Below are 17,859 nucleotides of genomic sequence, written 5' to 3'. Positions count from 1 at the left end.
TCCTTACTCCATTCTTCCCTGCTGGGGAATAATCTCCGTCACCACCGGCCCGCCTTGATTGGTTACGGTCACTGTTTGGTCGTTTAATTTCCCAATTGCTTTGGTACCGGCAACGGTAAACTCTGGATCGATCTGGCGATAAACGACATTGCCTTGGGCTTCAATTCCTTGCGTGGCCAGATTCCAAGTTGCTTTATCCGCTCTTAGTTGGGACTGCCGGCGCTGCTCAAATCCCTGAACATTGCCATTCAGATAGCACATTTCTTGCTTTATATCAAGCTTGCCTGTGTCGCTGGTAAAGATTAATTGCTCTTGAAGATGCACCACCTTCACAGGCCGGTCTGAGTTAACGATATCGGTTTCTAAGTTCCAACTGAGTGAGTCGCTGGCGACTTGTATCGCCGGTTCTAACAGCGTCACCAAAGCATTTTGTTTAAGCGTGGCAATTTTAGTTTTTAAATCTACCTCGCCTTGATCGGCGGTAGCCTTATCTGTAACGTTGTTTTCTTGATAGCGATCAATCTCAATCGGACGATCCCCGATCAGCAAGTCCTTCTCCATCTCCCAAATCAGGTGTTCGGTTCGTAATTGCAACACCGGCTCTTTTGTCGTTGCGACCACTTGTCCTGTTAATTCGACGCGACGCGCCCGACTAAACATCCGCCCTTCTTTGGCAGATGCGTCCAATTGTTGATGGGTGCCGGTGAGATTGTTGCGGACAATTAAAAGATCATCATCGGGAAGCCACTCCAGCTCATCGCCGCGTAATACTGCTCCAGTTCGGGTATCCGTGGCGATAATATTTTCCCTGAGAAATATCTTCTTGCCATCCTGCTGCACCTCTCCAAACTTGCCCTGGATGCGAAAAACCAAGGTGCCATCTTGATACAGTTCCCCGTCAGGATTTTTAACCTGAGCAGTTTTCTGATCTTGGCTGTATTGAGCTTGGGTAGATTTAACTTTCCACTTCAGCCGGCCCTGTTCATCAGCTTGTTCTAGGGTGCTAGCGTTAAGAATTAAAGTGCCATCCAATTCTTTCGGGCGATTTGGAGATGGCTTAGCTACAGGGCTATCTTGCTTGCCACAAGCGCCTAATAAAAGTAAAAAGACAAAAGACAAAAGGCAAAAGAAATAAACTTTTTTTGCCTCTTGTTTCGACTTTTTACTTTTTCCGCTTAACGGCTTTCTACTATCGTCCTTGTTGCTCATCCAGCATACTAATTCCAGATAGCGGGCGGTAAGTGTAGTTGGTGTGGCGGGGCGTTTTTTGGATATCTTCTTTGATTCCTTCTAAATCAATGTAGCGATCCGCAACATTGATCAAACTGTCGCTGGTCATTGAGCGCAGGCTCACCACTTCCACACGGACACCGCGATAGCTCACAGCGTCCACTGCATAAGCGAGATCCCCATCTCCACTGACTAAAACAGCCGTGTCATAAGATCCTACCAAAGCCATCATATCAACCGCGATTTCAACATCCAAATTTGCTTTTTTAGAACCATCTGGTAGTTGCACCAACTCTTTTGAGATCACGCGGTAGCCATTGCGGCGCATCCACAGCAAAAATCCCTGTTGTTTTTCATTGGTGGGATCGACGCCGGTGTAGAAAAAAGAGCGCAGTAATCGAGATCCTGCTGTTAAGCGGCAGAGCAACTTGGTGTAATCAATTTCAATTCCCAACTGTAGAGCAGCGTAAAACAAATTCGAGCCATCAATAAAAATGGCGACTCGGCCTCTATTTTCTAAAACTTGTTCAGGTGTGAATAAATCGCTGTTTTCTGGTGTACTCAACATGATTGTTATACCTCGGTTTGTTATGAAAAAATTGATACAGCCATTCCTAACGTTTTAGCTCTAAGTTTCCTTGCCATCAGGATAGAAACCTGATGGCTCAGGCACCGGCACTGTGTCGCCTGTGTTGGCAAGCGTTAGGACGAAATGGGTTCCACCGGCTCCAAGCGCTGAAACACCGGCTTAGGTTCGCCCAGCGGCTGGTTAGCCGGCAAGGTTCCCCAGCAGGCATGGATGCTATAGGGCGCTGCAACTGCCGTTTCTTGAGCGTCTGGAGTTGGAGGTTGGGAACTTTGAGTGTTGAGCGCTAATGGTTGGGCTTCGCTTGCCGGTGAGACAGAACTCGCACCCACAAGTTGTTCCCTTAACGCTTTAAACTCCTGATAAAAGGCTTGGCGACCGGCTGTTGAGATTGCGTAGCGGTAAATAAACCAACTCGTGTATCCTATACCGATCAGTTCCAAAGCAGGAGATATTAAAGGGATATCATTAATGCCTTCAATCAGTTCAACAATTACATTGCCAATAACAAGTGCGACTAGCACGCCCGCACCTGCCACCACAGGTCCTTTATAGTCGTTGAAAAACTCACCCAAGTAAGTCGGCGCTTTTAAAAATGGCTGGAGCACTTTTATCCAAACTGTCCGCTCGTCAAGCGAGGGGGGTTTGGGTTCGGATGGCTCCAATGTGCGGGAAGGGGATGCTAGATTGACTTTTGTTGGGGATGTTTGAGCTTTAACTGCCACTTCGCTGCTGCCGGCTCCCATTGGCGCAGGTTGCAAGCGAGGAGATGACACTTTGAGCGGCTGCTGAACTTTTAAATCCAGCTCGAAACCCAACTGCCGGTAAATATCATTGCTGATATTGGGAATAACCGGCGATAGCAGATAGGCGGCGAGTCGCACAGACTCTAAGACGCTGTAGAGTACCTGCCCAACAGCTTCTTGCTGTCCCTGTTTATATAGCGTCCAAGGTGCCTGCTCATCAATATACTTGTTGCAGGCTCTAACGAGGGTTAAGATCGCTTCGCAGCCTTGACTAAAAGCCAAGGATTCGTACGCACTCGTTACTTTATCCCCCAAAGTTAACCCAATCGCTTTTAGGGGGTTCTCGTTGGGAACGCTCTCACCCGCAACGTTTGGCACGCAGGCGTTGCAGTATTTGCGAGCCATCCCTATTGTTCGGTTGAGCAAATTGCCCAAGTCATTGGCCAAGTCCGCATTGAGATTATTAATAAACCGAGTTTCGTTAAAATCGCCGTCTTGGCCAAATTCAATCTCCTTGAGGAAGTAGTAGCGGACTGCGTCGGAACCATAGCGGTTGACGAGGGCGATGGGATCAATGGTATTGCCCTGACTTTTCCCCATCTTGCGGCCATCTTTGGTTAAAAAGCCGTGGCCAAAGACACAACCGGGCACAGGCAGTTCTGCTGACATTAACATGGCCGGCCAATAAACCGCATGAAATCGCAGAATGTCTTTACCAATGAGGTGCAGGTTAATGGGCCACCAGGTGGAGAGGGCGTTCTCCAGAGTCGGTTCTGCGTCGGGTTCTAGCAGCGCTGTCACATACCCCAGCAACGCGTCAAACCACACGTAAAGGGTGTGGCTGGGATCAACCGGCACGGGGAACCCCCAGTCCAAATTGACGCGTGAGATGGAAAAGTCTTGCAGTCCGCGCTCTACAAAGCTCAGCACTTCATTGCGCCGGCTCTCTGGTTGAATAAAATCTGGGTGTTCTTGGTAGAGGGTTTCAAGTTGCGTTTGATATTTAGAGAGGCGGAAGAAGTAGTTCTGCTCATCGCGCCACTCGGCTTCCTTATTGGTGTGGATCGCACAGCGGTGTCCTTCTAGCAGATCCCGCTCTTCTTTAAATTCTTCACAGGGAACGCAGTACCAGCCTTTTTGCTGGCCCAGGTAGATATCATCTTTGTCCCAAACGCGCCCAAAAAATTCCTTGACGATGGCTTCGTGGCGCTTGGCTGTGGTGCGGCTGAAGCGATCATAGTGAATGTCAAGTTTTTGCCAAAGCGCTTCAAATCCTGCTGCGATCTCATCGCAGTATTCTTGGGGAGGACGTCCTGCTGCTTCTGCGGTGCGCTCAATTTTTTGCCCGTGTTCGTCTGTGCCGGTAATCAACAGCACCGGCTTGCCCCGCAAACGCTGAAACCGCGCTAACGCATCCGCTGCGATCGTGGTGTAGGCGCTGCCAATGTGTGGCAAATCGTTTACATAGTACAGAGGGGTTGTCAGAGCAAATGTGGTTTTACTTGTATCGGTATCGTTCATAGTAATTGCCAAAAACAACCCTCATTCTTTGATGAGTCTTCATCTATGAGGGGCTTGGAGCCTTTATTGGGTTGTGATTTTCCTGAGGAGGTTGACTCAGCCGTATATTGGCAGAAAGCCGCAGTACAAGGCTGTGACAAATGTATCAGTATTTTCTTCCTCAATTGTAGACTTAACTCATAATAGGTCAATAAATCTTAAATAGATTAAAAGTCAGCACTCACAAGAATTGAGGGTTGGCTAGCAATAAGCTCAAGGGTTCAGTGTTTAGCTTTTGCCTTAAGTTTGCATTCGCCAGAGGGCGAGTTGGTAGGGAAAGGTCGCAGCGGACGGTTGCAACGAGATATTTTTCATCTTGTTAAATATTCAAGTTTTACCGGCAAGCTGTTATAAGTATTCCCACGAGCATTCAAAAGTTATCCACATTACACTAAAGCGGTTGCCGGCTCTGTACTAAAGCGCTCATAAGCTGAATTTTTAGGGGATAGGTGTCTTTTCCCATCGCTCTAGCGAGCACTAGCAACCCCCTATTTCTCTTTGCTTGTGTGCTTCTGTTCGTTTCTCGCTCTCTCACTTTTTCATCGCAGCCGTTATCAATTTATGAATAGGGGGTGCAAAAAAGATGCCAATCTGGTAAAGAGGAAGCTTAGGCTAGAAGAGGTTGAGATTCCTACCTTAAGGTGGAGATTAAGGCCCGTAAAGCAATGTTAAGTTAAAGCAGAGCAGATGTTAAATCCTTGGCTTGTATTCCGGGTTCTCAGGTATGTCTTTAGATAGCCCATTGCGTATATCACAATCGCTGTTGGCAGCAACCGGCACGCGAATGTTTGTTTACCATGAGGATCGCATTCCCAGTGGCAGCCCTGCGCTTGTGGTGAGCAATCATCGCAGCTTTATGGATGCCCCGGTGCTGATGGCAGGGGTAGGACAACCGATTCGGTTTGCGTGCCATCACTATATGGCTCAAGTGCCGGTGTTGCGCGACGTTGTCAATCAGTGCGGGGCGTTTCCCCTAGAGGCACCGGCACACCGGCAGCAAGCATTTTTCCAACAAGCAACTGGACTGTTGCAAACTCGGCAAATGGTCGGGTTGTTTCCGGAGGGTGCCCAACCGATGGTACGAAGCACTAAACCTGAGGGGATGGGGCAGTTTCATCGCGGCTTTGCCCATTTGGCTTTGCGAGCAAAGGTGCAAGATTTAGTCGTGCTGCCGGTGGCGATTGCGTCGTGTGAGGAAATCATTGTGCCGTGGGTGCCGTTGAAGCTCTTGAGTTCATTTGATCCAACTGAGCCGGCATTCCAGCAAGAGGGCTGGCACCCTATGGTAATTTATAAGCGGGTCAACGTTTTAATCGGGCGTCCGTTTTGGATTACTGCAGCCCAGCGAGAAAGCTACCAAGGCAAAAAGGCAAAAATAGTGGTTGATGACTTGCTCGGTCACACACACAGAGAAATTGCGGATTTACTTTATCAAGGGTGTTACTAAGTTTTTGTTAAACGTCCTGTGTCATTTGTCAGGGAGGCAAATGACCGGCGACCGATAACGTATTAGATTTGAACGATTATCATGCCAGCAGTTAATAGCCGTCCTTGTTTCCTGACGCCCAAACCACCGAAACCCGACTATCCACTGTTCGTATTCCTACCGGGAATGGATGGCACCGGGCAGCTGTTACGCACACAGTTGGGTTATTTGGAGGTGGCTTTTGATATCCGATCTCTAGCAATTTCGCCGGCTGATCTGACGAATTGGGACGAATTGGCCGATCAAGTCGTGGAGTTGATTGCGGCAGAACCGAAATCAGGGCAACGGCAGCCTGTTTATTTATGCGGGGAGTCCTTTGGCGGCTGTTTAGCGCTGAAGGTGATGCAGCGAGCTCCGCATCTGGTTGACCGGCTGATTTTGATTAATCCCGCTTCTTCGTTTCGGCGGCAAGCTTGGCTGAATTGCGGATCGCATTTGGTTAACTGGTTGCCTGCCGGCATTTATCCGGTTTCTTCAATGGCGCTGGTGCCTTTTTTAACCGCTTATGATCGCATTGAACCCGATGTACTGCAAGAAATGGTCACGACGCTGCACTTAGTTCCGCAAAAAACCAGTGTCTGGCGGTTGTCGTTATTAAGGGAGTTTCAGATGACGGAAGAGGAATTGGGTGGGATCTCTGTGCCGGTGTTGGTCATTGCCGGTGCTGGTGATCGGCTGCTGCCTTCTGTTTCCGAAGCAAAACGTCTGGTGAACTGCTTGCCCAATGCTAAGATGGTTGTGCTTTCTGATAGCGGACACGCTTGCCTGCTGGAAACCGAGGTTGACCTCTACAAAATTTTGCGAAGTCAACAATTTATAGAAGTGCCAGAGGTTGAACCGGCAGCACCATCTGCTATAATAAGTAACTCGGTGGGTCACTAGCTCAATGGTAGAGCAGCGGACTCTTAATCCGGTGGTTGAAGGTTCGAGCCCTTCGTGACCCATTTCTCACCATTCTTTCCCTAGCCGGTTTTCATCATTAATCAAACGTGATTGAGTCGGGTGCATGAGTCATACACCCGACAACTGATCAATCTTTCTCATAACTTCAGAGCTATTTTATGAAAATAGCGGATAGGCAATAAATAGTGCCCAGCCGGCAATAAAGAAAGCAACGAACAAGCCGATCATCAATGGCAGAGACCAGTCAAGGTCAAAAAGCCCTAAAAGCGGCGTTGCAGAAATCACCAACAGAACCGTAAAAACTAAGAACAGTAAAAACATAGCGCTGTTACCTTAATAATGTGATGAAATCTGTCTTGACGCTCAAAACGTTACAGCCAGAAAACTATCTTCTCGTTTACTAAAGTGCTAGGTGCTGGTGAGCGCTGCCACACTTCTATTTTACCAGCGCATCCTTGACTCAAGCTAGCCTTTTAGAAAACACTCACCGGAATTAAAGCTCAGCTTGCTGATTAAGTTCTTGATTTGGTTAATAACACTTTATATTTACCAAATTTTATCACGGCTGGATCTTCAGAAACATCTGCTGCCGGCATTAAATTGCGCTGATTCCTCACAATAATATTTCCCTATCTGATCACGCAGAGCATCCGGAGTCAGGAGCATTCCATGACAGCCAACGAGCGGAAGGGACAGTCTCGTTGCCAAAAACTGGCCGCACAAATCCTGAAATTTCAGACCCCACATAAATCGGACGTTTCCAGTAAATTATAGAAAAAATGAATAATAGAATTAAGTTTTAAACGTAATATAAATTTTTACATAACAATTCTTAACGTTTTGAAAGAAACCATAAGGGATCGTTGCAAAGATGACAGATTATCACGTTATTTAAAAACCTCAAACGTTGCCTAAACGCAACCCAATGGTAGAATATAGAATAATAAATTGTGCTGAGGAAACTTGAGGGGTGTCTCGGCTCAACCAAACAGATTCGATAAAAATTTGTAATAAATTAGCGTAGATTGTCAGCAATAAGAAGGGTGGACATGACCGAATCCACTGAGCAAGGTAAGCACGAAGCAGCACTCCGCCAAATGCGAGCGGAGATGGCACAAGCCGGCAAGCAAGAAGTTCTGGAAATTTTTAGTGAGCTTTTAGACCGGCTATGGGAACGCATCAACTCGCTCATTGGCGAAACTGCCTGTGTTGCTGTGTTTCGTAGTGCCCTCTTAGAAGCCAGTCGCGATCACGCGCTGCTGCAAGACATCGAGATCGCTAGCAGTGGGATTAACTTGGATGGGTTGAACGCGACCTTAGATGCCTTAGATCGCGCCGCAGTCAGGACGGGGCTTTTGGCGTTTACAGATAACGTGATGGCTCTACTAATTGACCTAACCGGAGAAATCCTCTTAGGCAAGGTGGAACCCCTGGTGCAGCAGTTCAAACAAAAACTTGATAAGAGCTAGACCATGAGCAACATCAAACTGGTGCCCACAGGTGTGCCCAATTTAGACACAGTCATGGGTGGAGGCATCCCTGTCTATTCGCTGAATATTGTAGCCGGCCAACCAGGAACGGGAAAAACCATCCTGGTTCAGCAAATGCTCTTTAACCACATCCGCACGAACAGCGCCGGCAAAGCACTTTATCTCACCACGCTTTCTGAACCGACGTTAAAAGTGGTGCGTTATATGCAGTGCTTCAGCTTTTTTGACGCAGAAGTGTTCGGTGAGCGGGTAATCTATCAAGATATTGGGCCGTTTATCCGCCAGCATTCCCTTGCGGAATTAGCCGATTATATTCTCAACTTAGTTGAAAAGCACCAGCCGCAAGTTCTGGCAATTGATTCTTTTAAGGCAATTCGCGATTTATCAACAGATGTTAGCGAGTTTCGCCGCTTTTGCTATGACCTGTCGGTGCGGCTAGCAAGTGCGCGGTGTACTGCCTTCCTATTAGGAGAATATGACCGCTCTGACATTGCAGAAGGGGCTGAATTTGCCGTTGCTGATGGGATTCTTTATTTAAATATTGCGCTTCAGGAAGGGGAACAGAGCCGGTTCTTACAGGTATATAAATTGCGGGGTCGGGCCAGTGAGATGGTGCCGTGTCCCTTTATCATCACAGAGCATGGGGTGCGTGTTCTGACTTCGATGCTCTCACTCAAGCGCCGGGAAACAGCGTTAGAAGCGGAAAAGCAGGAAATTTCCACCGGCATTGCGGGGTTAGACGCTATTTTGCGAGGCGGTATCCCCGGCGGGCGCTCTATCCTGCTCTCTGGCGTTTCGGGAACCGGCAAGACAACTCTCGCTTTGCAGTTCTTAATTCATGGTGCTCAACAGGGAGAAAAGGGGCTGATCATTTCTTTTGAAGAAACTGCCGCTCGTCTGCACCAAATTGCCCAAGGTTTCGGCTGGAACTCGAAAGAGTTGGAAGCCAAGGGTTTGTTACGCATTGTATTTATTGCCCAAACTGATATTCGGGTAGAGGAACACTTAGAGTTGATGGTGCAGGAGGTTGAGCGCTTTCAACCGGCTCGCATAGTGATGGATTCCTTTTCGGTGTTCCTGCATAAAGTCAAAGATTTGGGAGTGCAGCGAGAGAAAACCTTCCAAGTGGCAACTCTGGTGCAGCGTGCCGGTGCTGTGGGGTTGCTGATTTCTAATATTCCAGCCGGCGACGCTCACCGGCTGTCTCGTTTTGGTGTAGAAGAAACGGTTCTCGACGGCACAATTATCCTTTCAACAGAGATCCTCGGTTTGCAGCGCAAACGCTATCTCGAAGTTTACAAGATGCGTGCCAGCGATCACGTTGCCGGTCGTCACCGCATGGAAATTAGAAAACAAGGTTTAGAAGTTTTTTTCCTCTCAGTGATGGAAGCGGGGGCAACCGAGACAACAGCGCCCCAGGCACTGACATTTTCTCCTTTAAAAGCAATTGTGCCAACCGGCATCCTGTACGGTTCTGCATGGTTAGTGCGTGGGGATCAAGGCGTGGGCAAAACCACCCTCACGCAGCAATTTGCGATGGAAGGACTGAGATTGGGGGAAAGCGTCCTTTATCTCACCACCGATGCACCGGCTTATCTGCTGCGTCCACAAATGGAAGTATTCGGCAGCAACATAGAGTCCTACCTAGAGTCAGGGCATTTGCGGATTTTAGATACTCATGCAACTGCCGGTGAAGACTTTATTGATCTGACGGATATGGATCGCTTTCTCTACGATATCGAGCGGCATCTGCGATTGATCCCTAAACCGTGCCGGTTGATCATCGACTCTCTCACCCCCCTAGCTATCCAGTACAAAATTAACGATTTCATTAGCTTTATCGAACGTAAAAACCGCCTGTTGCGCCGGCTGGATGTAGCTTTGCTCGATACGATCCTGATCAAAACTTTGGATGAGAACGTCCTCTATAGCCTGCTCAACAGTTACGATACCGTCTTGGATGTTTATATCCCGAACTGGGGAGAAATGGGTCAGGCAGGACAGGGCTTTCGGGCGCTGCAAGTGCGTAAAGCCAGAGGCACGATCGCCGATACTCGTCCCTTCCCTTACACGATCCGCGCCGGCAAGGGAGTGGTGGTGCAGGAAAACTTCTATGGTGACAAATAGAAAACTCAAAAGGGGATAAACTCAGGGAGTGCGACGCTACAGAGTCTAATCGCTCTCCCAGCCGGCACTCTCTATCTCAGGGTATACACGCTGGTGTTGCCTAACTGTATCGAGCAATACTAAAGATAGTTAAAAATATTTATAGACGTTGATGCGGTTCAGCTCGTCACAAGGTAGACCCACCGATAATGAAAATTTAATTAAATATTAAAATTTAATTAAAATCTCACAATGCTAGCGGGGGATACGACGTGAAAGATCCGCCTCTCAACGTCTTAGTCATTAAAAATCACTTGGAAGATGCCAGCTTCATAAAAAATGCTTTAGCCAATTTTGCTGCCGTTCACGTCGAACTGCTGGACATTGATCACATAGAAATAGGGATAGAGCGTTTAGCGAAAGGCGGCATTGACGTAATTTTGCTAGATCTCTGTTTGCTAACTATGTGGGAATTGAGCTGCCGGCTCAAAACTCATGCTCACACTTTAAAAATCCCCATTATTATGCTTACAGAAAAAAATGAGGGACAAAACTTCCTCAACACAGGTGAAATAGATACTCAAGCTTGTAATCTCGCGCACCCCTTTGATGAAACTGAGCTAATTCATTCCATCCATTGCGCCATCACCCGGCAGCAGTTGCTTACAGAAATCGAACAGCAAGCCCTACAGTTAGAATTAGCCGAAAAGCGAGCACGCAAGTTTGAGCTACTCTACGAGCTTTCCCGGCAACTGGCTTACACCCTCAACTACGAAGAACTGGTTCGTCTGATGCTGGCGCACCTTTACCGCGCGGTGCCTCATGATATTTCTGCGAGCATCTTGAGCGCCGACGGCTTGTGCCATTTTTTCATGCAGCCAACTTGCCAGATCGAGCCGGCAATTCATGAGCAGATTCAAAAGCGTCTGTTCAAAACCTTTACCCGCATGACAGGGAACAAAACCCAAGGAGAAGAACAATCATGCGCCATCATAGCGCTGCACTCAGACACATTTGATGCCACACGAAAACCCCTGAGTGCTTTGGGTTCGTCTTTCCAAGTCCCAATTATTGATGCCGATAATAACGAAGTTGTGGGGTTGCTCTTTGTTGGCGCACAAGCCGAAGGCGCATTTACCGAAGATCAAGTCAGACTGCTGTACACGGTTGCCACTCAAGCTTCCCTCTCGATTCAGCGGTTGCGGACACTCCTGGCAGCAGAGCAACAACATTTAGAAAGTTTGGTGGAAAATTTGCCTGAAGGCGTGCTGCTACTGGATGCCGGCAGACGTATCGTTTTGGCTAACCCAACCGCTCGGAAATACCTGACATTGCTGACAACTACAAGTGTTGGCGATCCACTCACTCACTTAGGATCGCAATCGCTGGAGAAATTGCTACAGCCAAATCCCAAAGAAATTAGCTTTCATGAAGTGGTGCTAGAGGGTGCAACACGCTCAGTATTTGAGATCGTGGCGCAACCCCTCAGCGTGAAAGCCGGTTCTCAAGCGAGTGACTGGGTGCTCGTGATTCGCGATGTTACAGAACGCCAACAAGCAGAGGAAATTTCACGACTGCGTGATCGTGCTATCGCCGCTAGCAGTAATGGCATTGTCATCGTTGATGCTAGATTGCCTGATTTGCCGGTTATCTATGTTAATCCTGCCTTCGAGCGGATCACGGGTTACAGCGGCGCAGAAGTCATTGGACGCAACTGCCGGTTTTTGCAAGGAAATGACAACAATCAGCCGGCTTTAGAGGAAATGCGTGCTGCCTTGAAAGAAGGAAAAAGCACCAGCGTCGTCTTACGCAACTACCGCAAGGATGGCAGCCGGTTCTGGAATGAGTTGCATATTTCACCGATTTATGATGCAAGCGGCACTTTAACTCATTTCGTCGGGATTCAAACAGATATTACTGAGCGCAAGCAAGTTGAAGAACAACTGCTGCACAATGCATTTTACGATGCGCTCACGAATTTGCCTAATCGCGCTTTGTTTATGGAACGCCTAGAGCGTGCGTTTGAGCGTGCCAAGCGATCTGAAAATTATTTATTTGCCGTTCTTTTCTTGGATCTGGATCGCTTTAAAAATGTTAACGACAGTTTAGGACATCTTGCCGGCGACAAAATGCTCCTAGAAAGCGCTAAAAGATTAGAGGCAAGTCTGCGAAGTGGCGATACTGTGGCACGTCTGGGGGGAGATGAATTTGCTATTTTGTTGGAAGATATTAAAGGGGTTGCTGATGCCATCCATATTGCTGAGCGCATCCATAAGGAACTAACGCTGCCGCTGAAGTTAGACACAGATGAAGTCTTTACCACAGTCAGCATTGGCATTGCCTTGAGTTCAACAGGCTATAACCAGCCTGAAGATATCCTGCGCGATGCTGATATAGCGATGTATCGAGCGAAAGCACTGGGGAAAGCGCGTCATGAAGTTTTTGATAAAAATATGCACGCCCGTGCGGTGGCTTTGTTGCAATTAGAAACCGATTTGCGACGAGCAATTGAGCGTCAGGAATTTGAAGTTTACTATCAACCAATCGTATCTTTAGCAACTGAGCGAATTACTGGTTTTGAAGCGCTGGTGCGTTGGCGGCATCCAGAGCGGGGCTTAATTTCTCCCGGTGAATTTATTCCTTTGGCTGAAGAAACTGGACTGATCAATTTAATTGGCTGGTGGGTACTCCGCAAAGCTTGCTACCAACTTCGCGCTTGGCAGTTAGAATTTCCAAATCACCAAAGTTTAAGTGTCAGTGTAAATCTTTCCGGCAAACAGTTTTCTCAACCAAATTTAGTAGAACAAATCGCTAAAATCCTTAAGGAAACGGAATTGGATGCAAGTAATTTGAAGTTAGAAATTACTGAAAGCGCGATTATGGAAAATGTCGAATCTGCATCGGCGATGCTCTGGAAGCTAAGAAAGCTGGGTGTTCAGCTATATATGGATGACTTCGGCACCGGCTATTCATCTTTGAGCTATTTGCGCCGCTTTCCGATTGATGCTTTGAAAATCGACCGCTCTTTTGTGAAGCAAATGATGGTGGATGATGAAAGTTTAGAGATTGTTCGGACAATTGTACTTCTAGCGAAAAATCTAGGAATAAATGCGATCGCAGAAGGAGTGGAAACACTGGAGCAATTAACTCAGTTAAAAGCCCTGCAATGTGAGTTCGGGCAGGGATATTTTTTCTCTAAACCGCTAGAGGCTAAGCGAGTGTCTCTTACTCTGTGAATCTAGGGTTTGACAGGGTAAAATGTTTTGTCTTTAACCACAGATAAACACAGATAAATTAACTTTTTTGTAGGCTTCTGCCTCAACATCAAATCCCGCCGATCACAGAATTTCCTTGTGGGTGATGTGATCGGCACTGTTTGTTTATCTGTGGTTTTATATCTTTGAAATTTAAAACTGTCCTAGAATAATTTAAGACTTCAATAACCGGCTGCCGGCATAAAATTATTATAAAATATCAGGCATTGTTTAAATCAACTTCAAAAGTTTCACCCCCAACGGTAACGAGATCACCTGATACTAATTGCCGTCCGCGTCTGGTTTCAATGATGCCGTTAACTAAAACTTCTCCGCCTTGAACCATTAGCTTTGCTTGCCCACCAGTCTCTGCGATTCCTTGCCATTTTAAAAACTGATTGAGCCTAATTATATTCTCATTTTTCTTCATAATTTGTGTTGACCCAAGCCGTAATTGTATTCTTTTTAATTTTAATAGAAAGTGAGGCACTCTAACCTGCCGTTAATCTTTTTTACAACAACTGGTACGAGCAGTTGAATGCTATCAAAATCAGCAGTTTTTTTCACCGGCACTGCCTATTGCAATACAATTGCCTATGCTGAGGGGTGGCACACCCAATAAAAATGCCGCCGGCGTCACAGAGTAGCCGGCGGTTACGAAACATTTGTATTGTCTGGTTTATAATGTACGGCTTGCTTGCTGTGGCTAGATTGAGCCGGCTTAGCTGTAGCACCAGAATAATTAATAATGGACTGCCTGCCTCACTTTGGAGGCGTCACTACCACCCACCGACCCGTTTTGGGGTCACGATAAGTGGTAAAAGGGTTTTGGCGCAATATTGGATTGTTGGTTGTAGTTTTGGTTGTTGTTGTAGTCATTTCGATGCACTCCTAAAAGACCTTAAAACATTCACCCATACAGGGTATTCTATACCAAAAAAAAATGCTGTCTAGTGACTAAAGGAATATAGGAGTGTGATCGGGTTCATAGTATTATTGTGATTTTAATCGCACTAAAGTTGCCGATAACCGTATCAATACACGAAGACTTCTGCTAAATCGCACGAAACCGTTTATTCAAGAGTCTTGCTCCTTCTTTACCAGGAGAAAATGTACCATGCAATTACAACAAATACTACTTTCGATAGTTGCCTCTATTAGTATTGCCGGCTTAGGGGGAGCTGCACATACTCAACAAATAAAAGTTACTGCTGAACAGTTTCAAGTTCAGAATGCCGCACCCGTTACTCAACCCCAAGAAAAGCTCTCTGATGTGCCTTATGTGCCAACCCCTTCTAAGGTTGTAGAAGAAATGCTTAACGTGGCGGGGGTCACAGGCAATGATTTCCTCTACGATCTCGGTAGTGGCGATGGTCGGATCGTGATTACAGCAGCCCAAAAATTCGGCACTCAAGGCGTTGGAATTGATATTAATCCGAAACTAATTCAAGAAGCTTTTAATAATGCTCAAAAAGCTGGGGTAACGGATCGCGTTCAGTTTTTACAACAAGATTTATTTAAGGCTGACTTAAGTAAGGCAACCGTTGTGACGCTTTACCTGCTTCGGAGTGTAAATTTGAAGCTTCGCCCTAAGTTACTGAAAGAACTAAAACCAGGCACTCGCATTGTGTCTCACAGCTTCGATATGGGTGACTGGAAACCGGATCGGGTCGTGATCGTTGACAATGGGGATCGTAAGCACGTTCTTTTCTACTGGGTTGTGCCTGAAACTATCCCAGATCATTTAAAATAAACGGTTCTATAGTTCAGTTGTTAGCAGCGGTTTATTTAAACAGAAGAAATCGTAATGCGATTAAAACTCAGAGAAAAATTAGGCAATTAATGCCGGCCTTAATAAACCTACAAAAAATGGGGCGTGATGGGTTCATCTGTCAGCCGGCGCTGCGATTAGTAATATTAATCTGACGATCAACAACGTTTGGGTTGTCAGCGGTTCCTGAAGGTTCAGGAACCGGAACATCTACATTTTCATCATCGTGACTGGAATCATTCCGGTCAGGATTTAGCGCATCGGAGTAGCTAGCGCGAGAAGTATCGGGTCCCGCATCTGGAGTGAGAAATCCTGGCTCGTTCTGTGGGTTAGAAACCATTTTCGCCACCGGATCAAGTTCTTTGACAAGTATTAGGGTTATTGGTGAACCGGACATCAGTCTTAGGTAAGAATCTATTTTTGATGACTTTAAGCCGGCTAACCAGAAGACTATTCACTGTCAATGAATGGTTCAACTAGCAGAGTGATGCGATCAATGCCAACAACCTTAACAACTTCTCCAGGATTTAAAACGGCTTCCACTGTACACACAGCCGGCCACCAAGTTCCTTGAAAATACACCCGCCCTTTTTTCTTACTTGGGCCTTCGATTATTTCATCAACGGTGGCTTCCGCGCCGGCTGAACCCAAGAAATTTCTGATATCAGAATTGGAAGAGTCTACTGTATCTAGCCCAGAGTTGGAGTCTGTATCTTGTGGATGTGGAGCGAATAGCTTAGAAAGGTTAAACATTTTCTGTGCCCTGATTAAAGTTGGTATTTTTACGGAGAAAGTGAGTAAATTTTTCCCGTCAAATCGGTTTCCTGTAAATTTCTAGCTCATTCAAGTTAAAGGAATTGCTCAAAGGCTGTAGAGTTTTATTGAATTTATTCAATTCTACGGCTTTTTGATTACTCTTTTTAACTCACTTCAAGAAGGCTAGGAATTGGATTCGGCGGTGATTTAACTCGACCCTTTTAATATATAAAAGTTTGAAGAACTGAAGGATCATTACTGTGCCACAAGCCTATTCGGTGAAAAACGTTCAAGTGGCAGCCGGCTTCACGCAAACGCACATCCAGACAGGCTATATCTTCTAAGGTTGCCGATAGGAGTTTAGGCTTGACAAAGAATAGACAGTTTGCCAACTGGCACTCTCCTACTTGTTGAGGTTGAAGTGGTACATTTCCAGTGTTTTCACGCCTTACGCCGGCACTTCAGTCTTTCCAGCTTTAGGCGCTTAAAATTACTCGCAAACCGTCCACCAAGCGTGTAATGCCTTCAAATGCAGTTTTCTGTTGCAGCGCACCATAGGCAACCCGTAAGTAGCACCCATCCTCTATGCCAAACGTTGTACCTGGAATCACCGCCACACCATGTTCGCGAATTAAACGTTCGACTAACTCCATATCACTCTGCTGAGTGTGAATTTTGAGCAGAAAATAGAAAGCACCCTCGGCGGATGGCACCGTGCATACATCAGAGATAGTGCTGAGTTTTGCCAGAACAATTTCTCGAACTTCAGTAATAGTACGGAGCTTTTCATAACAGTAGCCGGCTCCGATTTGCAACACTCCCACAGCCGCGTACTGGGAAATAACCGGCGGACAAATCAAAATAGTATCTTGAATTTTTTTAACTGAAACAAGCAAATGTTCTGGAATGACCATATACCCAATGCGCCACGAAGCAAACCCATAAGCTTTAGAGAGGGAATAAAGCGAAATCGTATGGGCGTTGCTTTTGGGAATGGAGCCGGGAGAAAAATGCTTGACTTCATTGTATGTGAAATATTCATACGCTTCATCACTGATGTGATAAATACCATGCCGGCAGCAAATTTCATTCACAGCACGCAGCGCTTCTGGAGGATACACAGCTCCTGTAGGATTGTTAGGGGAAATGGTAACAATGGCGCGGGTTTTCTCTGTAATTGCTTGCTCAATCGCATCTAAACGCAATTGATAATTTTCATCCGTGGCAACCGGCACTGGCACGCAGCTTGCCATCGTAATCGCCATTTCATGGTTAAAATAATAAGGCGTTTGAATAATAATTTCGTCGCCGGGAGATGTAATAGCGAGAATTGCATTCATAAATCCCATATTGCTGCCGGCAGTCACCACAAGGCAGCATTGAGCGTTAATGTCAATGCCATTTTCACCCTTAAGTTTTGCAGCAATTGCATCAAGTAACGGGGGAATTCCTGCCACAGGTTTGTATTTATGATTCTCTGGATCTGCCAGAAATTGAGGAATTTGCTCGAAAGCGGCTGCCGGCGGCGCGTAATACACAACACCCTGTCCTAAAGAAATCGTTCCGGGATAAGCGCGAATGAGTTCTCCCACAACGGGAATAATCGGAGACTGCACAGCCTGCATTCGAGGATTTTCAGAGTACATCAATGTTAAAGAGGATGAATAGAGAAAGCGTACACAGCGCTAGTCAATCGTGGCAGATATTGGGTGCCGGTTCAAGGGCATTTTTCCCCTACAATTGGGATAAGTTTTCTATCTAGCTGTAGGTTGGGTAGAGCAAAGCGACACCCAACATTTATCGATTGCTCATTGGGTAAAGCAACGCGAACCCTTCGTTTCATACCGCCCAAAGATTTTGTTGGGTTTACCAACTTTGCCCAAAGATTTTGTTGGGTTGATAAACCCAACCTACGGGTTGAAAATGAGGTGACGATGTCAGATTTAAGCGATTCCTTTAAAAAGGCATGAA

The 17,859-nt window shown here is 46.5% G+C and carries 14 protein-coding genes, 1 tRNA gene and 1 pseudogene; 7 read left to right on the top strand and 9 right to left on the bottom strand.

The annotated features are described in order from the left end of the window. Positions 1–3: 3 nt before the first annotated feature. The 4 genes and pseudogenes from lptC to metG all read right to left on the bottom strand — a co-directional run. Positions 4–1,209: an LPS export ABC transporter periplasmic protein LptC gene (gene lptC, locus H6F73_RS23705; RefSeq protein ID WP_190761214.1), complete on the bottom strand. Its 1,206-nt coding sequence runs from the start codon at positions 1,207–1,209 to the stop codon at positions 4–6. Further along, a complete protein-coding gene (locus H6F73_RS23700) occupies positions 1,190–1,798 on the bottom strand; it encodes an NYN domain-containing protein (protein ID WP_190761213.1) in 609 nt (202 codons plus the stop codon). Before H6F73_RS23700 ends, lptC begins: the two co-directional genes overlap by 20 nt. Before the next feature lie 134 nt (positions 1,799–1,932). Beyond that, a complete protein-coding gene (locus H6F73_RS26775) occupies positions 1,933–2,562 on the bottom strand; it encodes a CAAD domain-containing protein (RefSeq protein WP_242072635.1) in 630 nt (209 codons plus the stop codon). A gap of 54 nt (positions 2,563–2,616) precedes the next feature. Beyond that, positions 2,617–4,083, bottom strand: a pseudogene (gene metG / locus H6F73_RS23695) (methionine--tRNA ligase); the annotation flags it as partial. A gap of 763 nt (positions 4,084–4,846) precedes the next feature. Here metG and H6F73_RS23690 point away from each other — a divergent pair. From H6F73_RS23690 to H6F73_RS23680, 3 genes are all read left to right on the top strand, one after another. Then, positions 4,847–5,569 carry a lysophospholipid acyltransferase family protein gene (locus H6F73_RS23690; protein WP_190761211.1) on the top strand — a complete coding sequence of 241 codons (723 nt, stop codon included), beginning with the start codon at positions 4,847–4,849 and terminating at the stop codon, positions 5,567–5,569. An 81-nt stretch (positions 5,570–5,650) separates the two neighbouring features. Further along, entirely contained in the window at positions 5,651–6,490 is an 840-nt protein-coding gene (locus H6F73_RS23685) for an alpha/beta fold hydrolase (protein WP_190761210.1), read from the top strand. Further along, positions 6,481–6,552 (top strand) — tRNA-Lys (locus tag H6F73_RS23680). The genes H6F73_RS23685 and H6F73_RS23680 overlap by 10 nt, the downstream gene beginning before the upstream one ends. Before the next feature lie 115 nt (positions 6,553–6,667). Here the strand turns inward: H6F73_RS23680 and H6F73_RS23675 are convergent. Then, on the bottom strand, positions 6,668–6,832 hold the full coding sequence (locus H6F73_RS23675; RefSeq protein WP_190761209.1) for a hypothetical protein: 165 nt from the start codon (positions 6,830–6,832) through the stop codon (positions 6,668–6,670). Between the two features lie 728 nt (positions 6,833–7,560). On the opposite strand from H6F73_RS23675, the gene H6F73_RS23670 reads away from it, so the two are divergent. The 3 genes from H6F73_RS23670 to H6F73_RS23660 all read left to right on the top strand — a co-directional run bounded on the left by H6F73_RS23670 (position 7,561) and on the right by H6F73_RS23660 (position 13,343). Then, positions 7,561–7,980 carry a hypothetical protein gene (locus tag H6F73_RS23670; RefSeq protein WP_190761208.1) on the top strand — a complete coding sequence of 140 codons (420 nt, stop codon included), beginning with the start codon at positions 7,561–7,563 and terminating at the stop codon, positions 7,978–7,980. A 3-nt stretch (positions 7,981–7,983) separates the two neighbouring features. Continuing rightward, the gene (locus tag H6F73_RS23665) at positions 7,984–10,128 is read left to right on the top strand and encodes an ATPase domain-containing protein (RefSeq protein ID WP_190761207.1); all 2,145 of its coding nucleotides are present in this window, start codon (positions 7,984–7,986) and stop codon (positions 10,126–10,128) included. A 251-nt stretch (positions 10,129–10,379) separates the two neighbouring features. Beyond that, positions 10,380–13,343, top strand: coding sequence for an EAL domain-containing protein (locus H6F73_RS23660; RefSeq protein WP_199330747.1), 2,964 nt, complete (start codon positions 10,380–10,382; stop codon positions 13,341–13,343). Between the two features lie 238 nt (positions 13,344–13,581). On the opposite strand, the gene H6F73_RS23655 is transcribed toward H6F73_RS23660, so the two are convergent. Next, on the bottom strand, positions 13,582–13,791 hold the full coding sequence (locus H6F73_RS23655; RefSeq protein WP_190761253.1) for an RNA-binding S4 domain-containing protein: 210 nt from the start codon (positions 13,789–13,791) through the stop codon (positions 13,582–13,584). A 687-nt stretch (positions 13,792–14,478) separates the two neighbouring features. On the opposite strand from H6F73_RS23655, the gene H6F73_RS23650 reads away from it, so the two are divergent. Then, positions 14,479–15,114: a methyltransferase domain-containing protein gene (locus H6F73_RS23650; RefSeq protein WP_190761206.1), complete on the top strand. Its 636-nt coding sequence runs from the start codon at positions 14,479–14,481 to the stop codon at positions 15,112–15,114. Positions 15,115–15,253: 139 nt separating this feature from the next. Here the strand turns inward: H6F73_RS23650 and H6F73_RS23645 are convergent, their stop codons facing one another. From H6F73_RS23645 to H6F73_RS23635, 3 genes are all read right to left on the bottom strand, one after another. After that, positions 15,254–15,529: a hypothetical protein gene (locus H6F73_RS23645; protein WP_199330746.1), complete on the bottom strand. Its 276-nt coding sequence runs from the start codon at positions 15,527–15,529 to the stop codon at positions 15,254–15,256. A 53-nt stretch (positions 15,530–15,582) separates the two neighbouring features. After that, positions 15,583–15,885 carry an NfeD family protein gene (locus H6F73_RS23640; RefSeq protein ID WP_190761205.1) on the bottom strand — a complete coding sequence of 101 codons (303 nt, stop codon included), beginning with the start codon at positions 15,883–15,885 and terminating at the stop codon, positions 15,583–15,585. A 479-nt stretch (positions 15,886–16,364) separates the two neighbouring features. Further along, on the bottom strand, positions 16,365–17,534 hold the full coding sequence (locus H6F73_RS23635; RefSeq protein WP_190761204.1) for a pyridoxal phosphate-dependent aminotransferase: 1,170 nt from the start codon (positions 17,532–17,534) through the stop codon (positions 16,365–16,367). Positions 17,535–17,859 lie beyond the last annotated feature (325 nt).

This window comes from Microcoleus sp. FACHB-68 (genome assembly GCF_014695715.1).
Classification (GTDB): Bacteria; Cyanobacteriota; Cyanobacteriia; order Cyanobacteriales; family Oscillatoriaceae; genus FACHB-68.
This window is presented reverse-complemented; position numbering and strand designations above follow the sequence as displayed.